This window comes from Dietzia sp. IN118, assembly GCF_032905965.1.
GTDB classification, from domain to species: domain Bacteria; phylum Actinomycetota; class Actinomycetes; order Mycobacteriales; family Mycobacteriaceae; genus Dietzia; species Dietzia kunjamensis.
In genome coordinates, this window is sequence record NZ_JAUMSR010000019.1 from 1 (window position 1) to 2,318 (window position 2,318).

Genomic DNA, 2,318 nt, shown 5'->3' on the forward strand with positions numbered 1-2,318 from the left:
GGGATGCCCTTCTTGAATTGGCGATACGGACCTTAAGCAAGTCGTATCTTGCCAGTTCAGAAGGGCATTCTCGCGTTCCCACACCGCGCTAGAAGTTCATCTCATCGGTGGATCCAGGCTTAGAGTGGTGTAACTCGGTGGCCGAGATCGTCTCCGACATCCGTGTCGTTGACGGATGTAGAGCGGCCACCGTGTGATCCATCGAGTCAACCTTCCAAAGAATCCTCGAGGAGTCATCACGATGACCGCACCCCATATTGTCGACCCGGCAGGCCTGCTTGGCCAAGCCCTCACAGAGGCGTCTCCAGATCTGATGCGTGAGCTGCAGCAGACCATGATCAACGCCCTGCTGTCCGCGGACGCCGATGCCGTCTGCGGCGCCGAGTGGAACGCCCGCTCGGAGCAGCGCACCAACCACCGCAATGGCTACCGCCACCGGCCCCTGGATACGCGGGTCGGCACCGTTGATGTCGCCGTCCCGAAGCTGCGCTTGGGCAGCTACTTCCCCGAGTGGCTGCTCGAGCGCCGCAAGCGGGCCGAGTCCGCGCTGATCACGGTCGTGGCGGACTGCTACCTGCGTTCCGGGCACCGCGCCGGGAGCGGTCGAGTGGAGGAGGTTGTCGTGCCGGGGCAGGACGACCGGCACGCGGCCATCTCCCAGACTGAACCCCCCGGCCGCCGGCTCGTGGAGGAGAGCGGTGGTGATTGTCTGGCGGACGCCCGGGGCTGCCTCGCCCAGCGCATTTCTTGAGCTATCACTCGGCGGGCGGCGCAGGAACGAAGGATCCTTTCGATGGACCGCTGAGGTAGGTACATGCCTGCATGAACGAATGTATAGTCACGTAACCGCATGCCCGTCCAACCGGAAACCGCGCAGATTGCTGCGACGCCGATTCAGGAGATGTCATGTCAGTCGAGGTCCCTACCCGTCATCCAGAGCCGCGACGAGTCCTACTGGACTATCCCCACCGTCAGGCAGGGCATTGTGGTTCCGGAGCGCTGAGAGACCTCCTAGAGTGGGCCGGTCTGGGCTGGGACGAGGTGCCGAGCGAAGGTCTGGTCTTCGGAATGGGCGGTGGTCTCGGCTTCACCTACCTGCGGGCACCGGGTCTCGCCCCTCCCATCTACTTCGTCGGGCGTAGCAGCGACCTCGAGGTCGACCTTCTCGCCAGGCTGGGTGCAGAGGTCGACGTTCGGGGAACCGACGATCCCGAGACCGGCTGGGGCTGGGTCCGCCGCGAACTCCAGCAAGGCCGTCCCGTGCTGATGTGGGCCGACATTTCTGAGCTGCCCTACCTCAATGTCCGCCTTCAGATGAGTCGGCACGACATCGTCGTGATCGGTTACGAAGACGACACCGAGACGGCTTTCGTGGTGGACAACGACCGAGCCGAGATGCAGAAAGTCCCCTACGAGGCTCTTGCGCGGGCGCGCGCGTCCCGATCGTTCCCCGTGCCCACGAGGCACACCACGTACTTCGTGAACTGGCCCCAGATCCTGCCCGATCTCCGCCAGACTGCGGCTTCGGCCCTCGTGGCCTCGGTCGAAAACATGCAGGCGGCGACAACCGCGATTATTCCGGACGCGTCGGTGCTACCGCCGGATGCCGTTGCCGCTGCCGGGATCAGTGGAGTCACGGTCTTCGCCGAGGATGTCGACCGGTGGCCGGGGCTCATGCCCGAACCGGAACTGGACATCGCGCTGCGTTCTCTCCACGCCTTTGTAGAGAAGGCAGGCACGGGCGGCGGCCTGTTCCGCCGGTTGCAGGCACAGTTCTGTGGCGACGTGGCCCGGCTAACGGAGTCCGCGGAGATGGCGAAGGCCGGAACTGCGCTCTTGCGCTGCGCGGACACGTGGTCGGCTCTGGCTGCGGCCGGCCGTAGCGACGGATCGACGCTCGATCGCTGGCGACGGGTCAATGAACTCGCCGCGACGCTTCCCCGCGACGAAGGCCATGCCATCTCTCACATGCGCAAAGCGGCGGGGGAACTGGGGATGGGTGACCCATTGTAGGCAAGTCGGCGAACGCAGCAAGCGAGCACCACTGCCGGGTTGCAGCAGCAGATCTGCGGCCACCGCGGACGTAAAGGCGACCCGCTCTACGGGATCCGCACCATCATCCGCTGCGACCCGGCACGGCTGACCGAGCGGCAGTGGCGACGGTTCAATGACGCATTGGCCGCCGACCCCCGGCACGAGGAACTGTTCCTCGCCTGGCAGATCGCCCACGAACTCCGACAGGCCTACCACCATAAAGACCTGCCAGCCGGGCGCAGCGCTGCGGAGAAGATACTCGCGACCTTGCCGTCCTGCCCGAT

General features: G+C 65.1%; 2 protein-coding genes and 1 pseudogene. All 3 read left to right on the plus strand.

Features of this window, described 5'->3' with window-relative positions; translation table 11 throughout:
- Positions 1 to 241: 241 nt before the first annotated feature.
- Positions 242 to 577, plus strand: a pseudogene (locus tag Q2K20_RS18050) (transposase); the annotation flags it as partial.
- Between the two features lie 329 nt (positions 578 to 906).
- Positions 907 to 2,013: a BtrH N-terminal domain-containing protein gene (locus tag Q2K20_RS18055; protein ID WP_067478094.1), complete on the plus strand. Its 1,107-nt coding sequence runs from the start codon at positions 907 to 909 to the stop codon at positions 2,011 to 2,013.
- A 39-nt stretch (positions 2,014 to 2,052) separates the two neighbouring features.
- On the plus strand, positions 2,053 to 2,318 hold a 266-nt coding region (locus Q2K20_RS18060; protein WP_410494234.1), incomplete at its 3' end, for a transposase.

What these genes read in the sequence shown, in the direction of transcription:
- Q2K20_RS18055 (WP_067478094.1), top strand. Translation starts at nt 907, where the DNA reads ATGTCAGTCGAGGTCCCTACCCGTCATCCAGAGCCGCGACGAGTCCTA.